Origin of the sequence: Citrobacter sedlakii, assembly GCF_018128425.1 — a bacterium.
Taxonomy (GTDB): Bacteria; Pseudomonadota; Gammaproteobacteria; order Enterobacterales; family Enterobacteriaceae; genus Citrobacter_A; species Citrobacter_A sedlakii.
The window spans coordinates 715,294-740,586 of the sequence record NZ_CP071070.1; the positions used below are offsets into that span (position 1 = coordinate 715,294).

The 25,293-nt window shown below is 55.6% G+C and carries 24 protein-coding genes; 11 read left to right on the top strand and 13 right to left on the bottom strand.

Annotated features, from left to right (window positions below):
- Position 1 precedes the first annotated feature (1 nt).
- Positions 2-1,177, top strand: a complete 1,176-nt coding sequence (locus JY391_RS03370) for an HlyD family type I secretion periplasmic adaptor subunit (RefSeq protein WP_199957238.1) — start codon at positions 2-4, stop codon at positions 1,175-1,177.
- A 672-nt stretch (positions 1,178-1,849) separates the two neighbouring features.
- Positions 1,850-2,065 (top strand): hypothetical protein, encoded by a 216-nt coding sequence (locus JY391_RS03375; protein WP_042292358.1) that lies wholly within the window; start codon positions 1,850-1,852, stop codon positions 2,063-2,065.
- A gap of 10 nt (positions 2,066-2,075) precedes the next feature.
- On the opposite strand, the gene JY391_RS03380 is transcribed toward JY391_RS03375, so the two are convergent.
- From JY391_RS03380 to JY391_RS03405, 6 genes are all read right to left on the bottom strand, one after another.
- Complete coding sequence (locus JY391_RS03380; RefSeq protein WP_157449583.1) at positions 2,076-2,231, bottom strand: hypothetical protein; 156 nt, start codon at positions 2,229-2,231, stop codon at positions 2,076-2,078.
- Between the two features lie 80 nt (positions 2,232-2,311).
- Complete coding sequence (locus JY391_RS03385) at positions 2,312-3,505, bottom strand: MFS transporter (RefSeq protein ID WP_042292351.1); 1,194 nt, start codon at positions 3,503-3,505, stop codon at positions 2,312-2,314.
- Between the two features lie 79 nt (positions 3,506-3,584).
- Positions 3,585-4,382, bottom strand: coding sequence for an SdiA-regulated domain-containing protein (locus tag JY391_RS03390; RefSeq protein ID WP_229264102.1), 798 nt, complete (start codon positions 4,380-4,382; stop codon positions 3,585-3,587).
- 169 nt (positions 4,383-4,551) lie between these two features.
- Positions 4,552-4,791, bottom strand: a complete 240-nt coding sequence (locus JY391_RS03395; RefSeq protein WP_042292346.1) for a DUF2164 domain-containing protein — start codon at positions 4,789-4,791, stop codon at positions 4,552-4,554.
- 9 nt (positions 4,792-4,800) lie between these two features.
- Positions 4,801-6,072, bottom strand: a complete 1,272-nt coding sequence (locus JY391_RS03400) for a DUF445 domain-containing protein (RefSeq protein ID WP_181822520.1) — start codon at positions 6,070-6,072, stop codon at positions 4,801-4,803.
- A 44-nt stretch (positions 6,073-6,116) separates the two neighbouring features.
- Complete coding sequence (locus JY391_RS03405; RefSeq protein WP_060570336.1) at positions 6,117-7,043, bottom strand: LysR family transcriptional regulator; 927 nt, start codon at positions 7,041-7,043, stop codon at positions 6,117-6,119.
- A gap of 227 nt (positions 7,044-7,270) precedes the next feature.
- On the opposite strand from JY391_RS03405, the gene JY391_RS03410 reads away from it, so the two are divergent.
- Both JY391_RS03410 and metC read left to right on the top strand, forming a co-directional pair.
- A complete protein-coding gene (locus JY391_RS03410; RefSeq protein WP_060570335.1) occupies positions 7,271-8,503 on the top strand; it encodes a dicarboxylate/amino acid:cation symporter in 1,233 nt (410 codons plus the stop codon).
- A gap of 28 nt (positions 8,504-8,531) precedes the next feature.
- Positions 8,532-9,722, top strand: coding sequence for a cystathionine beta-lyase (metC, locus tag JY391_RS03415; RefSeq protein WP_211935224.1), 1,191 nt, complete (start codon positions 8,532-8,534; stop codon positions 9,720-9,722).
- 90 nt (positions 9,723-9,812) lie between these two features.
- Here the strand turns inward: metC and mdtM are convergent, their stop codons facing one another.
- From mdtM to JY391_RS03430, 3 genes are all read right to left on the bottom strand, one after another.
- Positions 9,813-11,045 (bottom strand): multidrug efflux MFS transporter MdtM, encoded by a 1,233-nt coding sequence (mdtM, locus tag JY391_RS03420; RefSeq protein ID WP_120714896.1) that lies wholly within the window; start codon positions 11,043-11,045, stop codon positions 9,813-9,815.
- 304 nt (positions 11,046-11,349) lie between these two features.
- Positions 11,350-12,012, bottom strand: a complete 663-nt coding sequence (locus tag JY391_RS03425; protein WP_200035506.1) for a LysE family translocator — start codon at positions 12,010-12,012, stop codon at positions 11,350-11,352.
- A gap of 48 nt (positions 12,013-12,060) precedes the next feature.
- The gene (locus JY391_RS03430; RefSeq protein WP_211935225.1) at positions 12,061-12,876 is read right to left on the bottom strand and encodes a helix-turn-helix transcriptional regulator; all 816 of its coding nucleotides are present in this window, start codon (positions 12,874-12,876) and stop codon (positions 12,061-12,063) included.
- A gap of 229 nt (positions 12,877-13,105) precedes the next feature.
- Here JY391_RS03430 and JY391_RS03435 point away from each other — a divergent pair, with 229 nt between their 5' ends.
- Positions 13,106-14,059, top strand: coding sequence for an Rpn family recombination-promoting nuclease/putative transposase (locus tag JY391_RS03435; RefSeq protein ID WP_199957231.1), 954 nt, complete (start codon positions 13,106-13,108; stop codon positions 14,057-14,059).
- Between the two features lie 38 nt (positions 14,060-14,097).
- Here the strand turns inward: JY391_RS03435 and JY391_RS03440 are convergent, their stop codons facing one another.
- A complete protein-coding gene (locus tag JY391_RS03440; RefSeq protein WP_211935226.1) occupies positions 14,098-15,510 on the bottom strand; it encodes an aminotransferase-like domain-containing protein in 1,413 nt (470 codons plus the stop codon).
- Positions 15,511-15,685: 175 nt separating this feature from the next.
- On the opposite strand from JY391_RS03440, the gene JY391_RS03445 reads away from it, so the two are divergent.
- The 4 genes from JY391_RS03445 to JY391_RS03460 all read left to right on the top strand — a co-directional run bounded on the left by JY391_RS03445 (position 15,686) and on the right by JY391_RS03460 (position 18,597).
- Complete coding sequence (locus tag JY391_RS03445; protein ID WP_211935227.1) at positions 15,686-15,847, top strand: DUF1127 domain-containing protein; 162 nt, start codon at positions 15,686-15,688, stop codon at positions 15,845-15,847.
- Between the two features lie 146 nt (positions 15,848-15,993).
- Entirely contained in the window at positions 15,994-16,458 is a 465-nt protein-coding gene (locus JY391_RS03450; protein ID WP_042292325.1) for a MarR family transcriptional regulator, read from the top strand.
- Between the two features lie 2 nt (positions 16,459-16,460).
- On the top strand, positions 16,461-17,528 hold the full coding sequence (locus JY391_RS03455; protein ID WP_199957229.1) for an HlyD family secretion protein: 1,068 nt from the start codon (positions 16,461-16,463) through the stop codon (positions 17,526-17,528).
- Positions 17,518-18,597, top strand: coding sequence for a DUF2955 domain-containing protein (locus JY391_RS03460; protein ID WP_042292319.1), 1,080 nt, complete (start codon positions 17,518-17,520; stop codon positions 18,595-18,597). The genes JY391_RS03455 and JY391_RS03460 overlap by 11 nt, the downstream gene beginning before the upstream one ends.
- Before the next feature lie 97 nt (positions 18,598-18,694).
- On the opposite strand, the gene yjiA is transcribed toward JY391_RS03460, so the two are convergent.
- The 3 genes from yjiA to btsT all read right to left on the bottom strand — a co-directional run bounded on the left by yjiA (position 18,695) and on the right by btsT (position 22,135).
- Positions 18,695-19,651 carry a GTPase gene (gene yjiA, locus JY391_RS03465; protein ID WP_211935228.1) on the bottom strand — a complete coding sequence of 319 codons (957 nt, stop codon included), beginning with the start codon at positions 19,649-19,651 and terminating at the stop codon, positions 18,695-18,697.
- Between the two features lie 12 nt (positions 19,652-19,663).
- Complete coding sequence (locus JY391_RS03470; protein ID WP_042292305.1) at positions 19,664-19,867, bottom strand: YbdD/YjiX family protein; 204 nt, start codon at positions 19,865-19,867, stop codon at positions 19,664-19,666.
- A 117-nt stretch (positions 19,868-19,984) separates the two neighbouring features.
- On the bottom strand, positions 19,985-22,135 hold the full coding sequence (gene btsT / locus JY391_RS03475; protein ID WP_042292303.1) for a pyruvate/proton symporter BtsT: 2,151 nt from the start codon (positions 22,133-22,135) through the stop codon (positions 19,985-19,987).
- A 295-nt stretch (positions 22,136-22,430) separates the two neighbouring features.
- Here btsT and JY391_RS03480 point away from each other — a divergent pair, with 295 nt between their 5' ends.
- Positions 22,431-23,438: an Ldh family oxidoreductase gene (locus JY391_RS03480; RefSeq protein WP_211935229.1), complete on the top strand. Its 1,008-nt coding sequence runs from the start codon at positions 22,431-22,433 to the stop codon at positions 23,436-23,438.
- 157 nt (positions 23,439-23,595) lie between these two features.
- Positions 23,596-25,260 carry a methyl-accepting chemotaxis protein gene (tsr, locus tag JY391_RS03485; RefSeq protein ID WP_042292301.1) on the top strand — a complete coding sequence of 555 codons (1,665 nt, stop codon included), beginning with the start codon at positions 23,596-23,598 and terminating at the stop codon, positions 25,258-25,260.
- The last annotated feature ends 33 nt before the right edge of the window (positions 25,261-25,293 follow it).

The following is a 25,293-nucleotide window of genomic DNA, read 5'->3' on the forward strand; positions in this document are numbered from 1 at the left end:
AATGCGCGATGTAAACCGTTTTAACAGTCGCCTAAGCGAGCCAAAACTGCCGCGCTCTTCCCTGATCGTCTGGTTCCTGTTTGCCCTGCTGGCGGCGTTTGTCGCCTGGGCGAGCTACTTTCATCTGGATGAAGTAACCACCGGCAGCGGCAAAGTGGTGCCATCGTCCCACGAGCAGGAGATCCAGTCGCTGGAAGGCGGCATTATCTACAAACTGCACGTGCGTGAAGGCGACATTGTGGAAAAAGGGCAAGTCCTGGCGCAGCTCGACCGGACGAAAACCGAGTCCGGCGTGCAGGAGAGCGAATCGAAACTGCATGCGGCGCTGGCGACCTCGGCGCGTTTGACGGCGGAAGTGAACGGCACCGAGCCGGTATTCCCGCCGGAGCTGAACAACGAGACGGCGCTGATAAACCAGGAGCGCGCGCTGTTTCTGTCCCGACGTGAAAGCCTGGAAAAAGGGATCCAGGGGCTGAAGCAGGGCATCGCGCTGATTGACGGCGAGCTGGCGCTCACCCAACCGCTGATCAAACAGGGCGCAGCCAGCCAGGTGGAAGTGCTGCGCCTGCGCCGGCAAAAGAATGAGATGGAAAATAAGATCGCCGAGCTGCAAACCCAGTATTACGTGCGCGCCCGTGAAGAGCTGGCGAAGGCCAACGCTGAAATCGAGACCGAGCGGTCAGTGATGCGCGGGCGGGAAGATTCGCTGACCCGCCTGACCTTTACCGCCCCCGTACGCGGCATTGTGAAAGATATTGACGTCACGACCGTTGGCGGTGTGATCGCCCCAGGCGGCAAGCTGATGAGCCTGGTGCCGTTAGACGATCAGATCCTGATTGAAACGAAAATCCTGCCGCGCGATGTTGCGTTTATCCATCCGGGACAGGAAGCGATGGTAAAGATTACCGCTTACGATTACTCCATTTATGGCGGCATCAACGGCGTGGTGACGCTCATTTCGCCGGATACGATTCAGGATGAAGTCAAACGCGATCTCTACTATTACCGGGTTTACATTCGCACCAACAGCAATCAGTTAATTAATAAACAGAAAAAAGCCTTTCCGGTGTTTCCCGGCATGATTGCCACCGTGGATATCAAAACCGGCAATAAAACGGTGCTGGAGTATCTGCTGAAACCGCTGAACAAGGCGAAAGAAGCCATGCGGGAAAGATAACGACAGCCCGCAGTGGACAACGGTCCGCCGGGGAATTTCAGGGCGGACCAGCAGCTTTTTTATGTCAATGCCACTCCGCAGAGAGATGGACAGGCAAACGCGTAAAAATTCCTGTACAACAAGGGCGGTTATTTGTGCGCTTCATCAGATTCTTACCAAAAATTGGCAAATGTGTCTCTTGAAAATTGACTTAAATCAAACTGAAGGCACTTAATTTGCGTCTTTAAAAAATGTTGCCGTTTACGTCTTGTTTACCTTTCCAGCGCGACAAGCAGCAGTGGTAAGACGTCTGGGGGCAGAATATTGTGAGGCTCACTACAAAAATGATGGGGTAAGCATCGTTTAAGCCCCTCTAAAAACTCCGGTTATTCCGCGCAATGTAAACATTTATTTGAGGAGTAACTTATTGGCGAACAGGAATTTTCCACTGTCGGTCCACATTTTATCCATGCTAATTTACACCAGGCCGACGTAGAATAAAGGTCAGGGTGTAAAGGAATCGTGACGAAATAAAGGCTGCCAGTCTTCCCTTTCATTTGAAATAGCGTTCCATTTTGAGGCGATTTATTAACAATTAAATTACCTGGCTGATGAATTTTTGTGCGTTGACTTGCTTTTCCGCTAACTGCATATTCCTCTCCTGTTAAGACCACCCGCCTTCAGGAGATGACAATGCCTTCTCGCGATTATCCCGATCAACGCAAAGCCAGAGGCACGCGTTCTAAAAATATGGTTCTGTTGAGCGCCCGCGTAGAGTCAACCCTTTGGGACTATGTTCGTGCGCTGGCGCTGGAAACGCGGAAAAGTAAGCAGGATATTATTGCCGAAGCGTTAATGCTTCACCGCACCGTCCACGAAGACGATCTTAAGCACGGCGCGGAAAATTAAGCGCAGGTTTTCAGACGTTGCCTTTGCCGCTCTGCCGTTCCGTGGACTGTATTAGCGCTTTTACAATGGGCCTGACCCTGGCCGTCGTGATGATAACGATAATGATGTGGGGATGTACCGTCATCATATTTCCTTCGCCGATTATCACCACCCATAAAATAATCACGGATTTATTCTTTCGGAACTTCTGGAATGGCTTCATCGCGTTTCGAAAATAATCCAGGCCGCTTTTTATGACTCCGGGGATTATTTTGCGCGGCAGCGTAATAAGCGCTTTTGTTGATAAAGCTGGGCGACACTGATTAATGCGGCAATCATTAGCGCCAGCGCGCCGCAGAGCGTTGCGCGGGTAATGGCCTCTGTTCCGCTGGCGAAAAAGGTGGTTAATAGCGGGCCGAGGATCTGCCCAATACCGTAAGTCAGCGTGACAAAGCCCAACAGATTGAGATTCCCGGGCACGCTCAACTGACGGGCGAGGGTCATCACCAGCGAAGTGGTGCCCATAAAGGTCGCGCCAAAACCAATACTGCTGAGCACCAGCAGCGTCGGCGAGCCGCTGGCGAGGGTGAGGAGCACGCAGGCACCCTGAATCACCAGGTTTGCCGTCAGGCATTGCAGAACGCCCCAGCGTTTTGCGGCCCATAGCCAGCCGAAGCAGCCCGGCACAATCGAAAGGCCCACCAGCGTCCACAGGTGTACCGTTAAAAGCGGCGACCCCGCGTCTTTAGCCATCAACGGCAGATAGGTGGCAACAATAATGTAGCCGAACCCGGCAAGGCCATAGAGTATCGCCAGTAACCACCAGCGCATTGGCTGATGCTTTGCCTTAGCCAGTGGCGCGGGCGGTATCGCATGAGCGCGGGAAGGCAGCAGCAGCGCGAGCAAAACCACCAGCAGGCCGGAGAAGGCGGCGGCCCCTGTCCACAGGGTCTGCGAGGTAAGCGCCAGTTGAAGCCCGGCGATAACATACTCATTGCCCAGCGCGATGCCCACGCCGACCCCGGAAAACAGCGAGGCCACAACGAACGGATGACGGGTATGTTGCAGGATCAGCGTCGAGCCAAAAATCAGCATTCCGGCGCTGGCGACCCCGGCGAGAAAACGCGCCAGCATCACGCCGACCGGATGTGTCAGCGCCGCCATCGCCAGAATCAATATGCCGGTGGCGACGGCGGAGGTGAACAGCAGCGGGCGTAACCGTCCCGGCAGATGGAACAGACCAAAAGAGAACAGCAGGCTTCCCACCAGATAGCCCGCATAGTTGACGCTGGCGATCCACGACAGTTCGCTAAAACTAAAGCGTCCTTCAGCCAGCAGTACCGGCAGCATAGGCGTATACAAAAAGCGGCCTATGCCCATGCCGAGCGCTAAAACCATCATGCCAAACAGAGCGGTGCTAAAAGAAAAACGGTCAGCGAGATGATGCGGTTGTTGGCTCATGCCGTACCCTGTGTGATGATTCGCGTGGTAAGAGTGAGAGTAACAAATTTTTAACAACCGGGTAAGGCATAATGTGAATTTAGTGTGCGGGCTCTGGCGTAAAGCGGTAAAACAGATTCGGTTCGCTGACGATAAAGATCGTGCCCTGGTTGTCCATCGCAATCCCTTCCGCCTGCTGGAGAGTCTTTGCCAGCCCGTGGTGGCCCCCGGTCAACGACAGAGAGCCAATCACGTCGCCGTCCCGCGTCACCTCTTTTAGCGTTCGTGACTCATGAGAAAGGATCAACAAGGTATTATTTTGTGAATTAAACTCTGCGCCGGAAATGTCTTTTACCGCCAGATTGCGCTGCAGCGCGAGATCCCGGCTAATCGAGAGCTCATCATTACGCAGTAATCCCCGAACCGTGTAAATCTCAATCGGTTTACGCTCCTTAAAGAACCAGAAGGTACGATCGTTTCGTGACCAGGCCAGTCCTTCAAAACCGCGGTTGGTCGGCGTGTCATGCACAGCGAACTGCACTTTTTTGACGATTTTCACCTCTGAGCGCTCATTTACGGTGATCACGTAAATGGTGTAGTTTTTCTCATCGCTCACCACGAAGGTGTCGTCGCCGACGTATTCGATCGTTTCCATATCTTGCACAAAATCGAGCGGGATGGTGCGCAGTAAGTCACCTTCTTTGGTCAGCTCAACAAGGGTGGCGGGTCTGTTCAGGGTGCTGAACAGGGTGTCGCTTTTTTCCGACCAGGTGAGCGAAGAGATGTTGTTTTTAATGCCAGCAATTTCTTTGCCATCAATCGTGGCGCGATAGTGCTGTAGAGAAGAGTCCGGACGTTCGGCATCGGCCATCGCCCCGGTAAGGAGCATGAAGCCCATTGCGGCGATAACCCCAGCAAACACGACAAACCCGGCCACGGGGCGTTTTAACAGCCAGACAATCCTTTTCATAAGCGATCTTTCCCTGAACGGCGAACAGACGTCCAGTATTAGGCAAAGATCTTAACGACTTCTTAACCGTCAAACGGATCGCTTTGAGACGGCATCGCTAGAGGATCTTTTTCAGATCCATCTCCTCCTGAATCCGTTCATTCCACGCAAGGTGAGTGCGGATCGCCTCTTCAATGCCGGCGTTGTAGAAGGCGGGGCCCAGTTTATCGATAATAAAATCGATAAAAAACTCAGCGTCGAACTGCTCCAGGTGGAGATCGAACTGATCGCGGCAGTAGCGCTCCAGCTCGTCGCGCAAGCGCTCGCGCTCCGCTGCGGAAAGAGTGAGATCAGCCATAGTATTTCCTTAAAAGCCCATCAGAGCCGGGGCGTGGGATAACAGATAAAGCACCAGCCCAATGGTACCACCGACCAGGGTGCCGTTGACGCGGATAAACTGCAAATCTTTGCCGATATTCAGTTCAATCTGCCGCGACATATCGCGCGGGTCCCAGCTTTTTACCGTGTCGCTGATGTGGCGGGTCAGAAAGCTGGCGAACTCTGGGGCAACCCGATGCGCAGCCTGTTCCAGATGGCCATTAAGCGACGCGCGCAGCGCATCGTCGGCAATCAGCGTTTCGCCAAACCACTGGCCAGCATTGGCGATCCGCTGTTTGACGCGCGAATCGTCGGCGTTGATATCGTTCTTCAGCCACTGGCGCAGATCCGCCCACAGCTCGCCCAGATAGCGGTTAAAGGCTTCATCTTCCTTCAGGTACTCTTTAATGCTTTCGGCGCGATCCGCCATTTCCGGATCGTTTTTCAGCTTATCGATAAGTTTGAATGTGGCGCGATCGAAAGCATGGCGGATCTGGTGAGCGCGATCCTGGCTGATGTCATCCAGTAGCGAATTCACCGCGTCAGAAACCAGTTCGGCGCTGTGCTCGCCGAGCCATTCGGTCGGCAGAATTTTCGCTTTCAGCGGATGCTCGGTTTCCAGCCAGCGCACGATCTGCTGGGCGATAAACCGGCGTGAGCTGTCGCGTTGCAGCAGGGCGATAAGCTGGGCGATCAGCGTGTCGAGCAGCACCTGATGACGATCGTTTTTGGTCATGCTTTCCAGCATCAGGGCGCTGGTACCGGAGAGATCCACCTTGTCGATGGCTTTATGTACTGCGCGTTTCAGCAGGCGCTGAATGCGGGCGTCGTCGGTCAGTTCCAGAAAACCGCTCATGATCTGCAATAAATGCAGGCCGACCCGCTGGGCATTGTCCGGCTGGCTAAACCACTTGCCGATCAACAGCGCCGGTTCGTGGCGGCGGATCAACGCCACCAGCGACTGAGTATCGAGGAATTTTTCCTGGACGAACTGGCCGAGATTCTCGCCAATGCGATCTTTATTGCGTGGGATGATCGCCGTATGGCGCGAGATAAACGGCAGCGGCACGCGGCGAAACAGCGCCACGACCGCGAACCAGTCCGCCAGCGCGCCGACCATCGCCGCTTCGGCAATGGCCTTGATTCCGCTAACCCAGAAGCCGGGAGGCAGAAAAAGCGTGACCACAAAAGTGCTGGCGGCGATCAGCAGCAACGAGAGCGCCAGCATTTTGGCGCGTTTAAGTTCAGCGATTTTATTCATACGCTTAAGGATAGAGGCAGACAGTGGGATTGTGCAACGCGTACTCAGCCCGGGATCCAGTTGTCCCAGGCCGGAAGAGCGCCGAGTTCCGCCACCAGAAAATCGATAAACGATCGTACCTTTGGGTTACTGTATTTGCTGGGGAAATAAAGTGCGTACAGGGTGTGCGTTTCGCAGGCGATCGTACCGTCGAGCATCAGCGGGGTGATCTCTTCTTTCTGGATATGATCGCCAATCAGGTAGGTGGGCAGATACGCCACGCCCTGATCCTCCAGCACCGATTTCAGCAGCACCAGACTGCTGTTGGCCTGAATCGGCATATGCAGTTTGAGCTGATGCAGCCGATCCTGCTCGTCGGCGACCTTTACGGTTGGCGTCAGGCCGGGGTAAACCAGACAGTCATGATCCACCAGATCGGCGCGCCGCAGCGGCATCCCTTTTTTGGCGAGATAGCCCGGTGAGGCGCACCAGGCCCAGCGGATCGGCACCAGCTTGCGCATCGCATAGTTTTGCGGCGGTGCGGTGGAGATGCGCAGCGCAATATCAAAGTCAGTATCGTTCAGGTTGATAAAATTATCGTTGAGATCGATATACAGATTCACGTCGGGAAACTGGGTGCGGTATTTATCCACCAGATTGACCAGCCGGGAATAACCAAAGGCAATAGAGCAGGTAATACGTAATTCCCCCTGAGGATTGTGATAATAGCCAGAGGTGGTATTCAACGTTTCATCAAATTCTTTCAGTAATTTATTGGCGCGATTAAATAAATAGTGTCCTGCGTCGGTCAGGGTAATACTGCGGGTGGTGCGCTTAATTAAGGTCGTTCCTAATGTATCTTCCATTGCTGCCAGACTTTTACTTACCGCCGACGGCGAAACGTTAAGCTGCGCCGCCGCTTCAGATAAGCCGCCACAGTCGACAATCCGGACAAAAAACTCTAAATGCTTGAGTGAAATGGGCGCGCTCATTGTTTCCTTTTATTCACAAGTGATTTGCAAAAACGGTACGAATATGCCGTTACATTCCTTTCTGAAACATGCAACTATTGAATCACAGGAAACAACGTGCTGACAAAATGAAAAAATAACAACTTAAGTGAGTCAGGTCACAAAATAATAAGGAGGAAAAATCGGAACCCCATCAAATTGTGAATTTACTCTCATTTTATATTCTATTTTAATGAAAGGTGCCTCGTATGTGGTCACGACTCGAACCCTATAAATCGTCAATTATCTTATTACTCGCACTGGTGGCCGGCGGCGTATTCGGTATTTATGCCCCCGCGGTTGCCAGTCAACTTCAGCCAATAGGTCAGATTTTCCTGAACCTGCTGTTTATGATTATTGTTCCGCTGGTTGGCATTAGCGTGATGTCTTCTATTGCCAGCATGACCGACCTGAAGCGTCTGGGGCGCATTATGGCGGTTATTTTTATCGTCTCTATTGCGATGGCGTTTATACCCGCGGCAGGGATCGTCGCTCTGGCGCTGTGGTACAACCCGGCGCAGGGCGTCACTATCGATCTGTCCCAGTCCGTGCAGGCGGGCAGCGGCAAGATGGATTTTGTCAGTATGATCACCACCAATGATTTTATCGGCCTGTTTTCCAAGTCGAATATTCTGGCGTTGATCGTCATGGCGATCGTTGCCGGGATCGCTATCGGTCAGTCGGAGCAGGCCGGTAAGCGCATCGCGTCGCTGCTGGAAGACGCCAACACGGTGATCATGAAGATCGTGTCGATCATTATGAAGGTCGCGCCGGTTGGGCTTGGCTGCTACTTCGCGGCGACGATGGCCAGCCAGGACGCCGACTTGCTGCTGACCTTCGCCCGGGCAATTGGCCTGTTTATGGTCGCCACCCTGGTGTATTACGTCTTTGGCTCAATACTCTATTCGTACATCGGCGGGGGCGTTCCGGCGGTAAAAGCCTTCTGGCGCCACGCCATTGAGCCTTCCGTGACCGCGCTGGGCACCTGTTCCTCGCTGGGCACGTTACCGGTGACCCTGCGCGCGGGCAAGGCGATGGGCATTAATCCGGAAATTGTTGATGTCTCCGTGCCGCTGTTGGTCAACCTGAACAAGGGCGGCGTGGCGATGATTGCGGCGCTGAAGATTGTCTTTATCTATTCAGTACTGGGGATGGAATTTACCACCGAGACCTTCTTTTTGACCATGCTGATTGCCGTGCTGTCGGCGATTATCGTTGGCGGCGTGCCGGGTGGGGCGTTTCTCGGCGAGATCTTTATCGTCACCACGCTGGGGCTGCCGATGGAGGCAATTCCGATGCTGGTGGTGCTTGGTACCATTACCGATGCTCCGGCAACGCTGATTAACGTCATTCACGATTTAAACGCGACGCAGATTGTTGAGCGCTTCGCGGGAAAGAAACAGGCCAGTGTCGGGATTAACCCTGACACGGCGACGGTATAAGTTTGCGTACGGATGAAGGATAAAAAATATGAAAGATTCAATGAAGCTTGAAACGCAGTTAATCATCGCCGGACGCGATAAGCGCTATACCCAGGGAGCGGTGAACCCGGTGATCCAGCGGGCCTCCTCGCTGGTGTTTGATACCGTCAAAGACAAAAAATTCGCCACTGCCAATCGCGCCAACGGCGAACTGTTTTACGGGCGTCGCGGCACGTATACTCACTTCGCCTTTCAGAAGGCGATGAGCGAACTGGAGGGCGGCGTCGGCTGCGCGCTCTATCCGTGCGGCGCGGCGGCGGTGACCAATGCGATCCTCGCCTTTGTACAGGGAGGCGATCATCTGTTGATGACCGGCGCGGCGTATGAGCCGACCCAGGATTTCTGCAATAAGATCCTCAGTAAATTCAATGTCGAAACCACCTATTACGATCCTATGATCGGCACGGGAATTGCCGAACTGATCCGGCCGGAAACCAAAGTGGTGTTTCTTGAATCACCCAGTTCGATCACCATGGAAGTGCAGGATGTTCCGGGGATGGTAAAAGCGATCCGCGCGGTGAACCCGGAGATCGTCATTATGATCGACAACACCTGGGCGGCTGGCGTGTTGTTTAAGGCGCTGGACTATGGTGTGGACATTTCGATTCAGGCAGGAACCAAGTACACCATCGGTCATTCAGACGGTATGCTGGGTACGGCGGTGTCCAACGCCCGCTGCTGGGAGCGTCTGCGTGAGAATTCGTATCTGATGGGGCAGACGCTGGATGCAGATACCGCTTATAACGGCAGCCGCGGCCTGCGTACGCTGTCGGTCCGCCTGAAGCAGCATCAGGAGAGCAGTATTGAGATTGCCCGCTGGCTGTCGGCGCGACCGGAAGTGGCGCGCGTGAACCATCCGGCGTTGGCGGAATGCCCGGGGCACGAGTACTTTGTGCGTGACTTTAGCGGCAGCTCCGGCCTGTTCTCCTTTGTACTAAAAAAACGCCTGTCGGACACGCAACTGGCCGCGTTCCTTGATAACTTTTCGCTGTTCCATATGGCCTACTCCTGGGGCGGCTTTGAATCGCTGATTCTGGCGAATCAGCCGGAGGAGCTAAACAGCATCCGTCCGGCAGGGGACGTGGACTTCAGCGGAACGCTGGTGCGGGTGCATATCGGGCTGGAAGAGGTGGGAGATTTGATTGCCGATCTCGACGCCGGATTTGCGCGCATCGCGTAAAGTGATTCCCTTACCGGATGGCGCTGACGCTTAACCCACCTGCGAACCCTGTCGGTTGGTTAAGGGGTCTGCACCGCCATCCGGCTTGCTTTATTTCTCAAGCGCCAGCTCGGTTTCGCCATGCTGGCGAACGCGATGGAGCAAACCTCGTAATGTGAACACGACCACCACGCCAGCCGCTACCGCCAGCAGGTGAAACGGGATTCGCCCGCCGTTAAACCACAACCAGCGGCCAACCTCGACGGAGACGGCCATCACCAGCAGGATCACCATATTCAGCGACGCCGAGACCGTGCCCTTGGGCAGATTGTTGGTAAACAACGTAAAGCGGAACAGCGTCGGGAAGATCATTCCAATACCAAACGCGTACAGGCTGGTGCCGATCACCGACCACAGCCAGACATGCGGCCAGAGCAGGTTTCCGGCAATCAACACCGCGAGTCCGCTAAGCTGGATAGGTACCGCGCGCCAGATAAAGCGGGGATCGGTGGGATCGTTAACAAAGCGCGCGACGATGGCGTTGGCGACGATCACTGCGCCGAACACCGGCACCTGCGCCCAGGCAAACTGCGAGGTGGTCATGCCGCCAGCGTCGATCAGGATCACCGGCGAAACGGCAACCCAGCTCATCATCGGGATATAGCTGAGCGACAGCGTCGCGGCGCCCGCGAGGAACACACGATTGCGGAACACATCGCGGAAGTCGCGCAGCACGCTGACCGCGCTGAACGGCACCGCGCCGCGCTTGACCGTTTCCGGCATGGTCAGCAACAGGCCAATAAATGCAAGAAAACCCATCACGCCGATAATACCAAACAGCGCTTTCCAGTGGACAAAGTGCATCAGCGCCGCGCCGGAAAGCGGGCCGATAATAGGCGCCACAAGAACGATAGAGGTGATAATCGCCATCAATTTAATGCCTTTCGTCTGGCCGAAGGCTTCCTGAACCGTGACGTAGCCGACCGTCGCGATAAAGCAAATGCTGGTGCCCTGTACCACGCGCGCGATCAGAAACTGCGTCATGGTGGTGGTGAACAGCGTGGCGGTACAGGCGAGGGCGAAGATCAGCGCGCCGGTAATCAGCACCGGCCTGCGGCCAATGCGATCCGAAAGCGGCCCCAGCAACCATTGCAACACCATGCCGCCGGTCAGATAAAGGCTGACCGCCGCGGGCGCAAGGCTGACGTCGGCGTTAAAATCGCGCACGACGTTGATGATGCCAGGCTGAATCAAATCCGTCGACAGATAAGCGGCAAAGTCATACACGATCAGCGCCATCGGAAAAAACAGCGACGTGGCGTGTCGTGAGAAAAAGTGAGAAATCCGTGACATCGTAAACGCACTCCATGTGGAACAACCCATAGCGGGAACAACGAAATTCAATACCGTCACAGGGACGTCAGGCAGAGAACGGGCGCAAACAGACTGCGGATGGACTGAATTTCATGTAATCAAAAGCGCTGTCCGCGCATAAACACAGACAGGAAAACACCACTGACTCACGTCAGAAAGTGTGTCGATTACAGATGACATTCAGCACATCACACCTCGGGAAAAGTAAGTTGAGTGGAAAATATACACATTAAGTGTAATTAAAATTTGACGGTAATCAAAAGAGTTTTGCGGGTTAATTCGGCGTAGCGACAATCAGCGGCCAGATAAACCGTCCGACAATCCCCACGCCAAAAACGCACAAGATGGCGCCAGCGGCCCGCTCAATCCACAGTAACCCGTGGGTGAAGCGCTGCTGGACGGCTGGCAGAGCGATAACCGTGACGATCAGTATATCCCATGCCAGCACCACGCTGGTCATCCAGATGCCGCTTACCGTTTGCTGCACCAGCGTCACCCCGGGGCCAAGCAACGCTGTCATTAGCGCCAGGTAAAACAGCGCGTTCTTTGGGTTGAGCAAAGAGGAGCCCAGCCCCAACAGCAGCTGTTGGTGAAAACCCGGGTAAGCGTTTTCAGCGCCGGAACCGGACAACGTCTGCGGACGGCTTCGCAGCAGCAGGGCGCCAATCCACAGAAGATACACTGCGCCGAGCAGTTCAATGACGGTAAACAGGAGCGGCAGCTGGCGCAGGATCCCCCAGCCGACAATCGCCAGCAGGATGTACAGGCCATTGCCTGCGGCAATCCCGACACACAGCCCGGCGCTACCCCGCAATGGGTAGCGGACCGCATAGCCGACCAGTAAAAAGAAGTCGGGACCCGGACTCAGCAGCGCCACAAAATGTGCCAACGCCAGCGCGGGGAATGCCGACGGAAAGAGAACAGAGAAGCGTTCCATAGTGACCTCAGACAGTAAACCTGAGATCACCCTACCTTTTGTCCGGCGCTAATTATTGTCTGATATTGATCGCCCCGACGCATACTGTCGCGGCGTGGCGGCGGTATAGCTGACAAAGGTGCGATGAAAATGACTCTGATCGGCGAATCCGCTCTGGTAACTGACGTCGGCAATCGTCTCCCCGGCGCGTAAACGCGCGCGGGCGTAACCGATGCGCGCGATGTTCAGGTAACTGCCCGGCGTCAGGCCGACATCCTGTTTAAAGGTGCGGATCAGCGTCTCTTTACGCATCTGGCACTCATGGGCTAACTCATCCAGCGACGGTGGAGAAAGCAAATCGCTTTGCAGGCGTGTCAGTAAATAGCGACTGCTGGCGCGTGGAGTATCTGTCGTGCCAATGTGCAAGGGGAGCTGGCGCAGCAGACGCTGGACGGCGCTCGCTACCGCCGCCGTCTGCCGGCGCGCCATGAACGTGACCAGCGTAAGGTAATCGGCAAACAGCGACGGGCTGCGAATGACCGGCGCGGGGGCGACAAGGCGCGCGCTGGCGGTCACGCCAACGAATTGCGCACGGCACCAGTCTGCGTCCAGATAGAGCATATGATAGCTGCGACACTGTCCGTCTACCGGGTTGCAGCTGTGTGGCGCATCCGGCGGGATCACAATCAGATCGCCTGCCTGCAGGCGGTACTCTACACCGTGACTGACGCAACGGGTTTCTCCTTCCAGGATCGCGCCAACCGACAGTTGCGGGTGGTAATGGCGCTTGTAGGCCTGATGGCTGCGTCTGGTACTGCGCAATTCCAGCCACGGCAGTTGTTCGTCACGCCAGAATGATTGCGAAATATTTCGGGTGCGGTTCACGGTCAGCCTCTCCTGTTGATAATGATGAGTTATACCACAGGCCGGACGGCGGAAACGTCGTAATCGCCGACGTTGTGTGGTTTTTGCGTAGCGCATTCCGCGAACATGTTGCTGTTACATCTGGGGGGACTTTTTCTCTGGAGGCGTTTCGCAGAGAAGAAAAGTGGCGCATGAAACGGGGGAGGCGGCACGGTAACGTGGCGGTAAATTTTTTAGGTGACGGACCGCCATGAGCAAATCAAACACATCCACCCCGCATGACGCCGTGTTTAAGACCTTTCTGCGCCATCCGGATACCGCCCGTGATTTTCTGGATATTCACCTTCCGGCTTCGCTGCGATCGCTGTGCGATTTGCAGACGCTGAAGCTGGAGCCGACCAGTTTTATTGAAGACAATCTGCGGGCGTATTATTCAGATGTGCTGTGGTCGGTACACACCGATGAAGGCGAGGGGTATATCTATGTGGTTATCGAGCATCAAAGCACGCCTGATGCACATATGGCATTCAGGCTGATGCGCTACGCCATCGCGGCGATGCAACAGCATTTAGACGCCGGACATAAGCGGCTGCCGCTGGTGGTGCCGATGTTGTTTTATCACGGCGCGGAAAGCCCTTATCCCTTCTCCCTGAACTGGCTGGATGACTTTGCCGATCCTGCGCTGGCGCGTGAACTGTATAGCGCCGCGTTCCCTCTGGTGGATATCACGGTGATCCCGGACGATGAAATTATGCAGCATCGGCGGATGGCGTTACTGGAGTTGGTCCAAAAGCATATTCGCAGACGCGATCTGTTGGGGCTGGTAGAACAACTGGCATCGCTACTCGTTACCGGTTGCGCTAATGACAGACAGTTGAAAGCGCTGTTTAATTATTTACAAAGACAGCACGGTTATACGCCACGGTTCAGCGTCTTTCTGGAAGAGATGGCGCAGCGGGTGCCTCAACACAAGGAGCGATTAATGACGGTTGCAGAAAGATTTCGTAATGCGATTCTCAGAAAAGGGATCCGCCAGGGCATGGAGCAGGGTAAACAGGAAGGCAAACAGGAAGGGCTGGCCGAAGGCCAGCGCGCAGCAGCCCGGCGTATTGCCGCAATGATGCTCGCGGAGGGGATTGAACCTCCAACGGTGCAGCGTCTGACCGGGCTCTCTGCGGAAGAGATACAAAACGTGGCGCATTGAGGGGCGCCCGACTGGCAACGCGTAGCGGGTGGCAGAAGCTAGTCCATCGCCACCTTAATCGCCTCGCCAAGCTTTTGCATCACTTCCCGGTGTTTCTCGTCCGGTGGTAGCGCGCAATTGATGCGCACGCAGTTGCGGTATTTACCTGATGCCGAAAACAGGGAGCCGGGCGCAACCTGGATTCTCAGTCGACAGAGTTGTTTCGCCACGCAGACCATATCGACCTGTTCTGGTAATTCAACCCACAGTAAAAAACCGCCTTTTGGCCGCGTGATGCAGATGCCGCCGGGAAAATATTCCCGTGCCCAGCAGGTGTAGACTTCCATGTTGCGTTGGTAAATCTGGCGCATTCGCCGGAGGTGACGGTGATAATGACCCTCCCGGACAAACGCGGCCGCCGCCAGTTGGGTGACCGGGACGTTGGAGCCGATAACGGCGTACTTCATATGCAGCAGCTTGTCATGGTAACGGCCAGGCGCCACCCAACCGACGCGCAGGCCCGGCGCGACCGATTTGGTAAACGAGCTGCACAGAATCACCCGTCCGTCGATATCCCAGGCGTGAATGGTTTTCGGGCGAGGGTACTCCGAGGCCAGTTCGCCGTAAACATCGTCTTCGAAAATAACGATATCGTGACGCTGGGCGAGCGCCAGTACCGCTTTCTTACGCGCATCCGGCATGATAAACCCAAGCGGATTATTGCAATTTGGCACCAGTATGACCCCTTTGACCGGCCATTGTTCCAGCGCCAGTTCCAGCGCTTCGATACTGATCCCTGTATCCGGATCGGTAGGAATTTCAATTACTTTGATGCCTAAACCGCGCAGAAGCTGCATGGTGCCGTAGTATGCGGGCGATTCCACGGCGACAATATCCCCCGGCTGACACACCGCCAGCAGCGCCAGCGACATGCTGCTCTGGCTGCCGCTGGTTATGACAATATCTTCGGCGGTGACCACGGAACCGCCGTCGAGCATCAGTCGCGCGATTTGCTGACGCAGTTCGCGACAGCCGGATAGCTCATCATAGCCCAGCACCGCGCTCAGATTGTGCTGCGCGACGCGGCTTAACTCGCGCCAGAGCGGCTTCAGGCTTGGCTGGCTGATGTCCGGGATGCCGCTACTAAAGGGAATAATGGACGCGTCGTGATGCCCTTCCAGCATATCCTGCACCTGATCCCACTGGGTGATCTCCACCGGACGCTGTACCGGTCGTGACATCGGAGGGACCGGCGGCTGCGCTTTGCGCGGCGCGACAAAATAGCCCGACCGCGGCTGTGGCGTAATGAGCTGCTGCGATTCCAGGCGCTGATACGCCTGTTGCACAGTGCTGATACTCACGCCATGTTGCTGGCTCAGGCTGCGCACTGACGGCAATTTTTCTCCATGACTATATAAACCTTGCTCAATACGTTCAGCCAGCAGATTGGCCAGATGTTGATAACGCGTCATGCTGTATCCCTTATAAATGCCATACAGATTTCAAAACCAGTACAGACAGGTGCATTTTTTGCAGTTCAGACGTATTTTTAGTCAATCTGTATGTTAAAGAAAAGTGTTTTTTGAATCTGTATTAAATAATCGCCCCCCGCCAGAATAAAGCCTCAGGTTAATGCGGAGGTGGAGAATGGAATTTTACGAGAACAGGGCAAAACGGCCATTTGCGGGATTTATGCTGATCTGGCGGGCGTATAAAGCGTGGCGCTTACGGGTTTACTCGCGACGCATTTTGCAACAGATGAATGATGAACGGCTCAAAGATATTGGCTTACGGCGGGATGAGATCTAAAAGCCCGTAAAATCAATAAGGGCGACGCGCACAGCGTCGTTCTTAATACATTCATGATATTTATCAATTCATGCGAATACCCGGCCTGTTTCTTGATACTTATCCTGATAAGTATTATTTTCCCCTCAGCTAAGAGGGGAAGTGCTATGACCGAAGACGAACTGTTTGCCCGCCGTCCGATGGGCATGCGCATGGCGATGGTGGTGCGTCAGTGGCGCGCCATTATTGATACCGCCATCACCGACACCGGTCTGACGCAGTCAAGCTGGACGGTATTGATGCAATTGCATCAACTGGGCGATAACGTCTCGGTAAGCGAGCTGGCTGAAATGCAGGGTATTGAACTGCCGCCGCTCATGCGCACGCTCGCGCAGCTGGAAAAACGGGGTTATCTGATACGTTCCATATCGCCCTGGGACAAGCGTATTCGCCTGCTCACCCTGACGGACAACGGTCGCGCGGTTCTGCGTGAACTCAACAGGGTGATCGAGACGTATCAGCAGCGCGTGACCTGCACCATCCCGGAAGCGGAACTTGCCCTTTTCAGCGCCACACTTAATCAAATCGCCTGCAATCTGCGGACAATCCGCGAAGAAGATAATCAACGCTAAAAATGATGACACCAGAACAAAAATTTGCCCGTTGGGTAAGGGTGAGTATTGCCGCTTTCCTGGTGATATTCGCCTGGTTTATTGTTGCCGATATCTGGATCCCACTGACGCCGGACGCCACCGTAATGCGCGTGGTCACGCCGGTTTCTTCCCGGGTATCCGGTTACGTCTCCCACGTTTACGTACACAACAACAGCCAGGTGAAAAAAGGCGATCTGCTGTATGAGCTCGACCCGACACCGTTTATTAATAAAGTTGAGGCTGCGCAGATCGCTCTGGAACAGGCGAAACTGAGCAATCAGCAACTGGATGCGCAGATCGCCGCTGCGCGCGCGAGCCTGCGCACCGCGCAATACACCGCCCACAACGACAGACTTACGCTTAATCGCTACCAGAAGCTGAGCGCGATGCAGAACGTCTCTCAGGCGGATCTCGACAAAGTCCGCACCGCCTGGCAAACCAGCGAACAGTCGGTATCGGCATTGACAGCCAATATTCAGAACCTGCTGATCCAGCGTGGCGAACGCGACGACAGTCGTAACGTCACGCTTCAAAAATACCGTAACGCGCTTGACGAGGCGAAGCTGAACCTGGGCTGGACGAAGGTCAGAGCCGAGACCGACGGTACGGTGAGTAATCTGCAGTTAAACCCCGGCCTGTATGCCACTGCCGCCACGCCGCTGCTGGCGTTGGTCAGCAATCAGACCGATATCGTGGCCGACTTTCGCGAGAAGAGCCTGCGCCATACTCAGACCAGCACCGATGCCGCCGTGGTCTTTGACGCACTGCCGGGCAACGTGTTTCCCGCTCACGTCACAAGCAGCGATGCCGGGATCCTGGCGGGGCAGGAGGATGTGAATGGCCAACTGTCGCAGCCGGAGCAGTCCACACGCTGGGTACGTGATGCCCAGCGGATGCGCATCCATGTGGCGCTGGACAAGCCGCTGGAAAAACCGTTACCGACCGGGGCGCGCGCCACAGTGCAACTGTATAACAGTGAAGGGCCGTTTGCCCGCACCTTCGCCGGGGCGCAGATCCACCTGGTAAGCTGGCTGCACTATGTTTATTAGCTCTCTGGCCTCGATAAATACGCTGGCACAGGTGTTTACGCCGCACGGGAAGATTGTTTACACGGCCAACGATTTTCGCCAGACCGTACGCATCGCCGTCGCCGGAACGGTTGCCCTCAGTGTTTCCACATTTTACAACGTTCAGTACGGCGTGTTTTTTGTGGTCTATCCGCTAATGCTGATGTCGCTGGTGCCGGTGTTTAACCGTCACGTGGCGACGCAGTTTGTGTTCAGCGCAGCGGTGAACTGCGTCGAAATGGTACTGATTGTCGGTTATCTTTCGCAATGGCCGCTTATTATGACGCTGGTGGTATTGGCTCTGTACGTGATGCGCTTTCGCTTTATGAGCAAGGGGCCACTGTTTCTGCTCGGCTCAATGGGGGTGGTTTGCCAGAGTACAATGCTTAACTTTATGAGCTATCCCACCACGAACTGGCATACGCTGATGTTTTCCAATATGGAAGCCTGCGTGATGGCCGTGGCGCTGAGCGCGCTGCTGCACTATCTGATTCCCGATGTGGAACCGCGACAGCCGCCGCCGCGTATTGACAAAGACGCTGCCCGGGTTCGTCATGAGTCGCTGCTTTCCGGCAGCGTGGCGACGATGATCTTTGTGGTTTTCCAGATTTGCGATCTCAGTGACTCCCTGTCGGCGCTGATGGCGGGCATTTTGATTCTCTTTCCCATGCACTATCGTGGCGCGGTGATCAGTTCTATCTGGCGCGTGGTGGGCGTCGTGTTGGCCTGCCTGTACATTCTGGTGGTGCAGTTGATTATTTATGACTTCAGCAACCACATGCTGCTCATGATGCCGTTGATTGGGCTCGGCCTGGCTTTCAGCGCCCGCCTGCATGTGATGGAAAAGGTCGGTGCGGGAGTGGGCTTCGCCAGTATCACCACCATCGGCATTATGTTCGGTCAGAACCTGCACCCGGACAGCGACCTGGTGTTCAGCGATCTGTACCGCATCACCTCGGTCACCGTGGCGCTGATGGTAACGCTGACGATGGTGTTTTTGGTACACCGGGTACTGAACTGCTTTGCGGCAACGCGGTTTGTGGTGGAGTGATTCGGGCTTACATGGGAAGGCGCCGGATAATAGCGTAAACGCTTTCTCCGGCCTGTGGGGCCAGACCCGACAGGCGTCGCCATCGGGCAGGGAGATATTACTTCTTCAGCCCCGCAAATGCGGCTCTGATTTCGTCTTCCGGCAATTGAATACCAATAAACACAAGCTGGCTGTGGGGTGTTTCGTCGCCCCAAGGGCGATCCCAGTCGGCGCTGTACAGACGCTGTACGCCCTGGAACAGCAGGCGGTTGGGTTCGCCTTTAATCCATAACATTCCTTTGTAGCGCAGCAGTTTGTCGGCGGATTCCAGCAGCAGGTTTTCCATCACGCGCGAAACGTCGCCAATATCTACCGGGTAATCCAGTTCCACCACAATGGAAGAAATATCATTCTGCTTATCGGCAATAAAATGGAAGCGTGGTGTCGCGCTGACCACGTTCTCTTCCAGCATAAAGCCGTTAGTATCGAACAGGAGAGAGAGGTCAATATCGCCGTGCGTCACGGTATATACCGGGGCGCGGGCGTTGATGCGCGACAGCCGCTCGCGCAGTTTTTCACTCCCGCCCGCCACGTCGGTTTTGGTCAGCAGGATACGGTCGGCGTAACCGACCTGGGACTGGGCGATGGTGAACTGATTCATCTGCTCGTCGGCGTGAACCGCATCGACCAGCGCAATTACGCCGTCCAGCAGATAACGCTGGCAAATGACCTCATGGGAGAAAAAGGTCTGAATGATCGGACCGGGGTCGGCCATGCCGGTGCACTCAATCACCAGCCGGTCAAAGCTGATGTTGCCTTTATCAAGATTATCAAGCAGGTCCAACAGCGCATCCTCCAGCTCGTTGGAGCGGGTGCAGCAAATACAGCCGTTAGTCAGGGTTTTTATCTGCGTGGCGCGATCGCCAATGAGTTGGTCGTCGACGGAGACTTCGCCGAACTCGTTTTCGATAACAGCGATTTTAAAGCCGTGCTGTTCGTTAAGGATATGGCGCAGCAGGGTGGTTTTACCCGCGCCAAGAAATCCGGTGAGTAGGGTGACTGCAATCGGGGTCATTCACTTCTCCTTCTAACAGCAGCGCATGCCGCCTTTACCGTCGCCGCCGTAGCGTGCTTGCTGGCGCTCGCGGAAGAACTCTTCGTAGCTCATGTACGGCTGATCGGGATGATTGGTCTGCATATGCTCGACGTAGTTGTCGTAGTCTGGAATGCCAATCAACATCTTCGCCGCCTGGCCGAGGTACTTTTTTGCCTGCCCTAAGTTACCAAACATTGTCTTATACCTGTAATGAATTAAGCCGGATGGCGGCTAACGCCTTATCCGGCCTACTTTACTGCGGCGCTCATCATACGTAGACCGGGTAAGCGCAGCGCCACCCGGTCTCGGTTTTTAATGATGTGAAGATGTCTTCACGCCGCCTTCCGGAACCGGAACGTACGGGGTTTCTTTATCGGTACGTTTGTCCACGTTGCGCACTTTCAGCCAGGTTTTAAAACCGTAGAAAATAATGCTGTACACCACCACCAGGAACAGAATGCTCAGGCCTGCGTTGGTGTAGTTGTTCACAACAATGTGGTTCATGTTGGCGATCTGCTGAGCGGTCAGCTCGCCACCGTTGGCAATCTTCTCTTTGTACTGGTTAGCCATGTAGAAGAAGCCTTCCATCTGCGGGTTGTCACTGAACAGTTTCAGACCCAGCGCCCAGGTGGTGCAGATCAGCAGCCAGACCGCAGGGATCACGGTGACCCAGATGTATTTGGTGCGTTGCATTTTGATCAGCACCACGGTGCCGAGAACCAGCGCCACGGCAGCCAGCATCTGGTTAGAGATACCGAACAGCGGCCACAGGCTCTTCACGCCGCCCAGCGGATCGACCACACCCTGGTACAGCAGGTAGCCCCACAGACCCACGCAGCCCGCGGTGCCGATAATGCCGGCGACCAGAGAGTCAGTTTTCTTCAGGAACGGCACGAAGTTACCCAGCAGATCCTGCAGCATGAAGCGGCCAGAACGGGTACCGGCGTCCAGCGCGGTCAGGATGAACAGCGCTTCAAACAGAATACCGAAGTGGTACCAGAAGCCCATATCCGCCATAGGCAGCACCTTGTGGAAGACATGCGCGATACCTACCGCCAGCGTCGGTGCGCCGCCAGCACGGTTCAGCACGGACGGTTCACCGATGTCTTTCGCAGTTTGCAGGATCTGCTCTGGCGAAATCACGAAGCCCCAGGAGCTGACAGTGGCCGCCGCGTGTGCGGTGACGTCTTTCAGTTGCGCCATAATCAGCGGCGCGTTTTCGCCACCCATTTCATGCAGGTTCGGCATGGTGATGCCCAGGCCCGCAGGCGGGGTGTTCATCGCAAAATAGAGACCCGGTTCGATGATGGATGCCGCAACCAGCGCCATGATCGCTACGAAGGATTCCATCAGCATTGCGCCATAACCAATGAAACGCGCGTCGGTTTCACAGGCCAGCAGTTTCGGTGTGGTACCGGACGAGATCAGCGCGTGGAAGCCAGAGACCGCACCGCAGGCAATGGTAATGAACAGGAACGGGAACAGCGCGCCTTTCCACAGCGGGCCGGTGCCGTCGATGTACTGAGTCATCGCAGGCATTTTCAGTTCCGGGTTCAGGATAACGATACCCAGCGCCAGACCGACGATAACGCCGATTTTCAGGAAGGTCGCCAGATAGTCGCGCGGCGCGAGGATCAGCCAGACCGGCAGCAGTGCGGAAACAAACGCGTAGCCGATCAGCGCGAAGGTAATGGTGGTGTCTTTAAAGGTCAGCGCCGGGCCCCAGTACGGGTCGTGCGCGATCACGCCGCCGAAATAGATCGAGGCGACCAGCAGAACGATACCAATCACGGAGACTTCACCCACGCGACCGGGGCGAATAAAGCGCATGTAAATGCCCATAAACAGCGCGATCGGCACCGTTGAGCAGACGGTGAAGACGCCCCACGGGCTTTCCGCCAGCGCTTTGACCACGATCAGCGCCAGGACGGCGAGGATGATGATCATGATTAAGAAGCAACCAAAGAGGGCGATGGTCCCCGGCACGGTGCCCATTTCTTCTTTGATCATCTCGCCAAGCGACGCGCCGTTACGGCGTGAAGAAATAAACAGTACCATGAAGTCCTGCACCGCCCCGGCCAGCACCACGCCCGCCAGCAGCCACAGCGTACCCGGCAGGTAGCCCATCTGCGCCGCCAGAACCGGCCCAACCAGTGGACCCGCGCCAGCGATAGCGGCAAAGTGGTGACCAAACAGCACGTAGCGGTTGGTCGGAACATAGTTCAGGCCATCGTTATTGATGACTGCAGGCGTTGAACGTGTAGGGTCAAGCTTCATCACCTTTTGGGCGATGTACAGGCTGTAGTAGCGGTAAGCCACCAGATATACCGACACGGAAGCGACCACGATCCACAGGGCGCTGACGTGTTCACCCCGACGTAAGGCCACTACCGAGAGGCAGAAGGCCCCGATGATCCCGAGGATCACCCAGGGTATGTGCTTGAATATCTTTTTAGTATCCATAGTAAAACCTGGTTTTCTAAGATGAATAATTGGCCGAAGCCGTTGGGTTTGCGTTGCGTTTGAGGAGAAAAAATGACGACTAAGGTGGAGCGATCTTGCCAGAGGTACGCGCGCGTAAAGTAAGGTAAATGGGTAAGCGGTCAAATGTTGAGTTAAGCGGTCAGAAGTGTCAGTAAGCGGTAAAGACGACCGTTAAGGGATTGATTTTATGTGACTGAGATCACAATGAAAAATACTGTGGCCTCGGGCAATAAGGGTCTACGCTTATTGCCGACACCCTTATAAGGAGAAGAACATGGAAAACGTCACCCTCGCACTCTCTGAGGCCTATGCGCTGTCACGCGAAGTGTTATGTAAAAACGGCTTTAGCGCTGAACATGCAGATGCTATCGCGCGTAACGTCACGGCGGGTGAACGCGACGGATGCGCGTCACATGGCCTGTGGCGGCTGCTGGGGATTGTCGACACCCTGCGTAAGGGAAAAGTCTCTGCGGATGCGCGTCCGGTCATTACCGATCAGGCCCCCGCGATTGTCAAAGCCGACGCGGGCGGCGCGTTTTCGCTGGTGGCCTATGAACAGGCGCTGCCGCTGCTGATTTGCAAAGCCAAAACCTGCGGCATTGCGGCGCTGGCCATTAATCGCTGTGTGCATTTCTCAGCGCTGTTCGCCGATATCGAACCGCTCACCGACGCCGGGCTGGTCGGCTACGCCTGTACGCCAAGCCATGCCTGGGTCGCGCCGGCTGGCGGTACACGTCCGTTGTTTGGTACGAACCCCATCGCCTTTGGCTGGCCGCGAAAAGACAAGCCTCCGTATATTTTCGATATGGCGACCAGCGCGGCGGCGCGCGGTGAAATTCAGCTTCATCTGCGAGCCGGAAAGCCTATACCCGAAGGCTGGGGAATCGACAGTGAAGGGCAACCGTCTACCGATCCGCAGGCGGTGCTGGATGGCGCGATGCTGACGTTTGGCGGGCATAAAGGCTCCGCCTTCGCCGCGATGGTGGAGCTGCTGGCCGGGCCGCTGATTGGCGATATGACCAGCGCAGAGTCGCTGGCCTGGGACGATGGCGCAGGCGGTTTGCCGTACGGCGGCGAGCTGATCCTGGCGCTTGATCCTGAACGGTTTCTGGGTGCGGAAGCCCATGTACATCTGGATCGTGCTGAAACGCTGTTTGCCTCAATGCAGGCGCAGGGGGCGCGGCTGCCGGGTGAGCGTCGTTTCATCTCGCGGCAAACATGCCAGGATGCAGGCGTGACGATCCCACGCACGCTGTATGAGGAGATTTCAGCACTGCTGTAACGTACGCGGGCAGCCGCCCGCTGCCCGTTTGCAGAGTGGGTCATCACCGTTATTGTCAGTTAATTAAGCAAATTTCCTGTGATACCGCCCGCGGTTCCATAAAGTTTTCTCATTCCAGGCCGAAAACCAGAGTATCTGTCTAGCGGAAAGAGAAAACATGTTAAAACGTATCAAGATTGTGACCAGCTTATTGCTGGTCCTGGCGCTGTTTGGCCTTTTACAACTCACCTCAGGCGGTCTGTTCTTTAACGCATTGAAGAATGACAAAGAGAATTTCACCGTTTTACAAACTATTCGCCAGCAACAGTCCACGCTAAACGGTAGCTGGGTGGCGCTGTTGCAGACCCGCAATACCCTGAACCGCGCGGGTATCCGTTACATGATGGATCAGAACAACATCGGTAGCGGCGCGACCGTGGCGGATCTGATGCAGATAGCCACGGCGTCGCTGAAACAGGCGGAAAAAAACTGGGCCGATTACGAAGCGTTGCCGCGTGACCCGCGCCAAAGCGAAGCGGCTTCGGCTGAGATCAAACGCAATTACGATATTTACCACAACGCGCTGGCTGAACTTATACAACTGCTCGGCGCGGGTAATATCAACGCGTTTTTCGATCAGCCAACCCAGGGATATCAGGACGCTTTTGAGAAGCAGTATGTGAGCTATCTTGAGCAGAACGACCGACTTTATGACCAGGCGGTCAAGGACAACAACAATTCTTACAATCAGGCGATGTGGGTGCTTGGCTGCGTGCTGCTCGCGGTACTGGTGGTGATTTTTGCCGTCTGGTTTGGCATTAAGCTGTCGCTGATTGCGCCGATGAACCGGCTGATTGAAAGTATTCGCCATATCGCCAGCGGCGATCTGGTGAAGCGTATTGATGTGGAAGGCTCTAACGAAATGGGCCAACTGGCGGAGAGCCTGCGCCATATGCAGGGCGAGCTGGTGCGGACCGTGGGTGATGTGCGTAACGGCGCGAACGCGATTTACAGCGGCGCCAGTGAAATCGCCATGGGCAACAACGATCTCTCCTCCCGTACCGAACAACAGGCGGCGTCTCTGGAAGAGACCGCGGCGAGCATGGAAGAACTGACCGCTACCGTGAAGCAGAACGCCGAAAACGCCCGTCAGGCCAGCCATCTGGCGCTTAGCGCCTCCGAGACGGCGCAAAAAGGCGGCAAAGTGGTGGACAACGTGGTGCAGACCATGCGCGATATCGCTTCCAGTTCGCAAAAAATCGCCGACATTATTAGCGTGATCGATGGTATTGCCTTCCAGACCAACATCCTGGCGCTTAACGCGGCGGTCGAAGCGGCGCGTGCAGGCGAGCAGGGCCGCGGATTCGCTGTGGTCGCCGGTGAAGTGCGTAATCTGGCGCAACGTAGCGCCCAGGCGGCGCGTGAGATCAAGAGCCTGATCGAAGACTCGGTGAGCCGTGTTGACGTTGGCTCTACGCTGGTGGAAAGCGCGGGCGAAACGATGGATGAGATCGTGAACGCGGTCACGCGCGTAACCGACATTATGGGCGAAATCGCCTCCGCGTCTGACGAACAAAGCCGTGGGATTGATCAGGTCGGCCTGGCCGTGGCGGAGATGGATCGCGTCACGCAGCAGAACGCCTCGCTGGTGGAAGAGTCCGCAGCGGCGGCTGCAGCGCTGGAAGAGCAGGCCAGCCGCCTGACTCAGGCTGTCGCCGTGTTCCGCATCCAACAGGAGCAGCAGCGCGCGCGCGAAACCGCCAGCGTGAAACCGGTGTCGGCGCCCGTTCAGCCGCGTAAGGCCGTTGTGGCGGATACCGGCGAGAACTGGGAAACGTTTTAAGCGGTAAAGCCGGTGGCGAAGGAACGCCGCCGG

Coding starts and splice junctions, on each gene's coding strand:
- JY391_RS03370 (WP_199957238.1), top strand. CDS start 2: ATGCGCGATGTAAACCGTTTTAACAGTCGCCTAAGCGAGCCAAAACTG.
- JY391_RS03375 (WP_042292358.1), top strand. CDS start 1,850: ATGCCTTCTCGCGATTATCCCGATCAACGCAAAGCCAGAGGCACGCGT.
- JY391_RS03385 (WP_042292351.1), bottom strand. CDS start 3,505: ATGAGCCAACAACCGCATCATCTCGCTGACCGTTTTTCTTTTAGCACC.
- JY391_RS03390 (WP_229264102.1), bottom strand. CDS start 4,382: ATGGGCTTCATGCTCCTTACCGGGGCGATGGCCGATGCCGAACGTCCG.
- JY391_RS03395 (WP_042292346.1), bottom strand. CDS start 4,791: ATGGCTGATCTCACTCTTTCCGCAGCGGAGCGCGAGCGCTTGCGCGAC.
- JY391_RS03400 (WP_181822520.1), bottom strand. CDS start 6,072: ATGAATAAAATCGCTGAACTTAAACGCGCCAAAATGCTGGCGCTCTCG.
- JY391_RS03405 (WP_060570336.1), bottom strand. CDS start 7,043: ATGAGCGCGCCCATTTCACTCAAGCATTTAGAGTTTTTTGTCCGGATT.
- JY391_RS03410 (WP_060570335.1), top strand. CDS start 7,271: ATGTGGTCACGACTCGAACCCTATAAATCGTCAATTATCTTATTACTC.
- metC (WP_211935224.1), top strand. CDS start 8,532: ATGAAAGATTCAATGAAGCTTGAAACGCAGTTAATCATCGCCGGACGC.
- JY391_RS03425 (WP_200035506.1), bottom strand. CDS start 12,012: ATGGAACGCTTCTCTGTTCTCTTTCCGTCGGCATTCCCCGCGCTGGCG.
- JY391_RS03435 (WP_199957231.1), top strand. CDS start 13,106: ATGAGCAAATCAAACACATCCACCCCGCATGACGCCGTGTTTAAGACC.
- JY391_RS03440 (WP_211935226.1), bottom strand. CDS start 15,510: ATGACGCGTTATCAACATCTGGCCAATCTGCTGGCTGAACGTATTGAG.
- JY391_RS03445 (WP_211935227.1), top strand. CDS start 15,686: ATGGAATTTTACGAGAACAGGGCAAAACGGCCATTTGCGGGATTTATG.
- JY391_RS03450 (WP_042292325.1), top strand. CDS start 15,994: ATGACCGAAGACGAACTGTTTGCCCGCCGTCCGATGGGCATGCGCATG.
- JY391_RS03455 (WP_199957229.1), top strand. CDS start 16,461: ATGATGACACCAGAACAAAAATTTGCCCGTTGGGTAAGGGTGAGTATT.
- JY391_RS03460 (WP_042292319.1), top strand. CDS start 17,518: ATGTTTATTAGCTCTCTGGCCTCGATAAATACGCTGGCACAGGTGTTT.
- yjiA (WP_211935228.1), bottom strand. CDS start 19,651: ATGACCCCGATTGCAGTCACCCTACTCACCGGATTTCTTGGCGCGGGT.
- JY391_RS03470 (WP_042292305.1), bottom strand. CDS start 19,867: ATGTTTGGTAACTTAGGGCAGGCAAAAAAGTACCTCGGCCAGGCGGCG.
- btsT (WP_042292303.1), bottom strand. CDS start 22,135: ATGGATACTAAAAAGATATTCAAGCACATACCCTGGGTGATCCTCGGG.
- JY391_RS03480 (WP_211935229.1), top strand. CDS start 22,431: ATGGAAAACGTCACCCTCGCACTCTCTGAGGCCTATGCGCTGTCACGC.
- tsr (WP_042292301.1), top strand. CDS start 23,596: ATGTTAAAACGTATCAAGATTGTGACCAGCTTATTGCTGGTCCTGGCG.